The organism is Clostridium sp. 1001270J_160509_D11 (assembly GCF_015667935.1).
Lineage (GTDB): Bacteria > Bacillota > Clostridia > Peptostreptococcales > Peptostreptococcaceae > Intestinibacter.
In genome coordinates this window covers 1-4,699 of the sequence record NZ_JADPET010000185.1, presented here as the reverse complement: position 1 = coordinate 4,699, position 4,699 = coordinate 1, and the positions used below count along the sequence as shown (strand labels likewise).

Annotated in this window: 4 protein-coding genes; all 4 read right to left on the bottom strand. The window is 26.8% G+C overall.

Features of this window, described 5'->3' with window-relative positions; translation table 11 throughout:
• Positions 1 to 299: 299 nt before the first annotated feature.
• The gene (locus I4U58_RS12715; protein WP_195931714.1) at positions 300 to 1,463 is read right to left on the bottom strand and encodes a cyclopropane-fatty-acyl-phospholipid synthase family protein; all 1,164 of its coding nucleotides are present in this window, start codon (positions 1,461 to 1,463) and stop codon (positions 300 to 302) included.
• A gap of 194 nt (positions 1,464 to 1,657) precedes the next feature.
• Positions 1,658 to 2,845, bottom strand: a complete 1,188-nt coding sequence (locus I4U58_RS12710; protein ID WP_195931715.1) for a PLP-dependent aminotransferase family protein — start codon at positions 2,843 to 2,845, stop codon at positions 1,658 to 1,660.
• 343 nt (positions 2,846 to 3,188) lie between these two features.
• Positions 3,189 to 4,364, bottom strand: coding sequence for a GNAT family N-acetyltransferase (locus I4U58_RS12705; RefSeq protein WP_195931713.1), 1,176 nt, complete (start codon positions 4,362 to 4,364; stop codon positions 3,189 to 3,191).
• A partial coding sequence (locus I4U58_RS12700) for a phosphatidylglycerol lysyltransferase domain-containing protein (protein ID WP_195931712.1) occupies positions 4,365 to 4,699 on the bottom strand: 335 nt, incomplete at its 5' end.

Below are 4,699 nucleotides of genomic sequence, written 5' to 3'. Positions count from 1 at the left end.
AATCAATAACAACGGTCTTCTCAAAGTCTCACCCCTAAAAGTTTATTTTTAGTATTATTGACCTTATTTAAAAAGTATACTCAATTTTAAATAATTATTTTTTTAGATTTCTATTATTTATAAAATCATATAATATTTAAGTTATCAAAACTACAACGTAATTTGATATATTTGTAATTAGACTATATATTAAAGAGTCTTAATATAGATTTTTATATGATATAATCCCAAAAAATAAAGGAATACATAGTTATATACTATCTATTCCTTTTTATATAAGAGTTTTGTATTTTTAAATTTTAGTACCAACGAACAATTGGTAAATCATTATTTACTCCTTTAGATACTAATATTTGATGGATATCTATTATTCCATTGTGGAAAATTGCCGCACAAGCTGAAAGATATAAATCCCACATTCGTACAAATTCTTCATCAAACATTTCTCTAACTTCGTCTATATGTTCTTTATAATTCTTTTCCCAGCATAAAAGTGTGCGATTATAATGATTTCTTAAGTTCTCTACATCTAGTGTATGGAAATTATCTTCTGCTAAACAATTCATTATTTCTCTTAAACTTGGGATAACTCCTCCTGGGAATATGTATTTTTTTATCCATGGATCGCCTGGATGCTCTTTCAGACCACTTATAAAGTGTAGTAAAAATAGCCCATGAGGTTTTAATACTGTATTTACACAGTCTATAAATAATTGATAATTATCGCGCCCTACATGTTCAAGCATACCTACACTTACAACTCTATCAAATTTTAAGTCACTATTTTTTAAATCTCTATAGTCCATAAGTTTTACTTCTAAGTAGTCTTCTAAACCTTCGTCTACTATTCTTCTTCTAAATTCATTGTATTGCTCAACACTCAATGTAATTCCTGTTCCATGAATTTTATATTTTTTAGCTGCTTCAATTAATAAAAATCCCCATCCACAACCTATATCAAGTAGTGTCATTCCTTCTTTTAAGTATAATTTTTTTAAAATGTAGTCTACTTTATTGACTTGAGCTTGATATAGAGTATCATTATCATTTAAAAAATATCCGCAAGAATAGCTCATAGTTTCATCTAGCCATAACTTATAAAAATCATTTCCTATGTCATAATGACTTCTAACTTCTTTTTCTTGATTTTTCTTAGATATTGATGTGAAAATTAATTTTTTCATTGCCTTTTTATCTATAGAGAATTTATCCATTTCACTCATAAAGTAATCAAGGGCATTATATAAATCCCCCTCTATTTCTAAATTTCCACTCATATATGCTTCTCCTAATGCAAGAGATGTACTGCTAAGCAATTTACTTACTGGTATAGATTCTTTAAATTTTGCTGTAAATGTTGGTTCTCCCTCTCCTATTTTATACTCTTCTCCATCAACTATAACCAAAAAACAAATATCGTCAAATTTATTTAATGCTTTAACCATTAAATTTTCTTTTAACATTCTATACCCTACCTCCTATATTAAAAATTTTATATTATTAATCATAATATTTATGATAAAATACCTGTTTATGATAAATTGCCCTTAATCTATATATTTATGTATATTTTTATAAATTCTCCTATAAGTTATAAAAATAAGACATATATTTAACCATATGTCTTATTTCTAATTTTACAAGTATAAACTTTCTATTATTTTAATTCATTTTTTATAACTTCAGCTATTCTCTTTATACCTGTTACTATTCTGTCTTCATCCATATTTGAATAATTTAATCTGAAGTTATTAGTTTTAGTTCTTCCCGGATAAAAAGCAACACCTGGAACATATGCTACATTGTTTTCGACACATTTTTTCATCATTTCAGTAGTATTTATGCTTTCAGGTACTGTTACCCACATAAATAATCCACCTTCTGGATGAGTCCATTTTACTTCTTCTGGGAACTCTTCTTCTATTGTTTTTAACATTAAATCTCTACGCTTTTTATATAAATCTCTTATTTCTACTACATGTGCATCAACATCACATTCATCTAAATATCTACTAACTTCTAATTGAGAAATTGTAGATGTTTGTAAATCCCCATCTTCTTTACATCTTATATATTTAGATAATATTTCTGGCGTTGCACATACCCATCCAAGTCTATATCCTGGACATAGTATTTTTGAAAATGTTCCTAAATATACTACATATCCTTCTTTATCAAAAGATTTTAATGAAGGTAAAAATTCTCCTTCATATCTTAACTCACCATAAGGATTATCTTCTAAAGCAACTACTTTATATTTAGTTATTAATTCAACAAATTTTTTACGTTTTTCAATTGGCCACGTTCTTCCAGTTGGATTTTGAAAATCTGGTATAACATATATCATTTTTACTCTGTCAGTTGTTTGTAAAACTCTTTCTAAAGCTTCCATATTCATACCATCTTCATCTGTTTCAACTTCTATGTATTTTGGTCCATATCCATTAAATGCATTTAATGCCCCTAAATAAGTTGGACTTTCACATAATATTACGTCGCCTTCATCTATAAATATCTTTGCTGAAAACTCTAATGCTTGTTGTGAACCACTAGTTATTAATATATCATCAGCTTTAACATTAGTTTTTTGTTTATCATTCATTCTATCAGCTATCTGTTGTCTAAATTTTGGGAAACCTTGAGCTGAAGAATATTGTAAAGCTACTCTTCCTACTTCCTCTAAAACTTCGTTAGCCATTCTCTCCATATCTTCTACAGGAAATAATTCTGGCGCAGGTAGCCCCCCTGCAAAAGATATTACTTCTGGTTTAGCTGTTAATGCTAATATATCACTTATTTCAGATCCACCTTCTGTCATCATTCGTTTTGCATATTTTACTTCCATCATATATCACCCCAGTTATTTATTAATTGAATATCCAGTTATTTTTTATTCATGAATATATTGTATACTTATTTCTATTTTTTTCCATCATATTTTTAAATTTTTATATAAAAAATTCACTTTGTTCATGACGCCAACGACTTCGTCCGTTGCTTAAAATTTCACTTCGTTCATAGCGCCAACGACTTCGTCCGTTGCTTAAAATTTCACTTTGTTCATAGTGTCAATGGCTTTTTCCGTTATTCTAGATAATACATAATTTCCTTAGAATTTAAATTTTTTCCTATTTTTTATTCTAAATAAAAAAAAATGGCATTTTACTTTTTAGTAAAACGCCATTTTTTTAAACAAGTTCATCTATATAGTTTACCTTTTTTTCAAATAAAATATTTAATAATTTTATTTGATTTGATGTTAAAGAATTTTCATCAATTTCATTTAACATAAAAATTTCTTCTATATTTAAATAAGAAAAAGCTAATTGCGTTATAGAGTTTATATCCAACTCTATATCATAACTTTCTTGTGTTTTTTCTATTTTTACTTTGTTGTCTTTTATATATATTTCAAATACATTATCATTTTGAGGTATATATTTATCTATAACTTTTATTTTTATAGATTCACCTTCAATATGGTATGTATTTATATTATCTAAATTTATACTTTCGATATATTTTTCAAAGTTAATAACTCTTCCCGCCATAAATGGAATTAATTTAATTTCACAAGTTTTTAAATTAGCAATTATTAATTTAATTTTGTCATCTACAGGTGCATTTATAACTGTATTTTTGCATTGTGTATTGTGATTGTATATATAAGCTAATATAGATTTTAATGACGAAATATTGTTGTATATAAGCTCTCTAACAAAGATTGTGTCTCCTTGTATATAATATGCTATATAACTTTTGTTTTCTTCATCAATATATATATATCCATCTTCAGATTCGATTTCTTTCATAAATCTATCAAAGTAAACTTCATCTCTCAATGCATATCCATTTAAGTTTTTCACTGCATTTGTATAAATTTCAGATAATATTTTAGGATCTTCAAAATCAACTTTTCTCAATTTAGATGTTACTCTAAATCCTGAAAGCTCATCTGTTTTTATATTATATTGAATTTGGTCATAGCAATGGTCAAATCCATATCTTTTATACAGTCTATAATCAATCGCCATTAAAAGTGATACTATTTCTCCACTTTTATATAACTCTTCTAACGTATATGTCATTAGATGTTTCATATAACCAAGCCCTCTAACTTCAGGCTTCGATGAAACACCTACAACATAAGATACATCGTATTTTCTGTTTCTAAGGTCTATTTTGTATTTGTTTAATTGAAGCGCAGACAACACCTCATTATTTTCTTCTATTATAATAGTATTTTTTTTATCATATAAATTTTCAAAATAGTATTTTACAAAATCTTCTCCATCCTCAAAACAATAATTCCAAAGTGAAACTATTTGATTTTTATCAGTTGCTCTAGCATATCTAATATTCAATTAGTTAGCCTCCCTAACAGTGTATTTTTCAACAAGTTTACATGGATGGTAAGATAATTTTGCTTTTCTAAGTCCTTCTATTCCCATATCTTCTTCTCTATTTACAAATTCAACTTCAGGGAATTCATGAACTAAAAATTGTTGGTTTATATAAGGATATAATCCTCTTATTTCTGGATTAGCTTTTTCTATGTGAATTAAAGCCATATTTTTGTTTAATAATTCACCCATAGTAAATGCTTCTAATTTTCCATCTATATATATACCAGCTATTTTTAATCTGTCACATATTTGGTCATAGTGAGTAAATAATTTTTCTATACCAGATCTTTCAT

What these genes read in the sequence shown, in the direction of transcription:
- I4U58_RS12715 (WP_195931714.1), bottom strand. Translation starts at nt 1,463, where the DNA reads ATGTTAAAAGAAAATTTAATGGTTAAAGCATTAAATAAATTTGACGAT.
- I4U58_RS12710 (WP_195931715.1), bottom strand. Translation starts at nt 2,845, where the DNA reads ATGGAAGTAAAATATGCAAAACGAATGATGACAGAAGGTGGATCTGAA.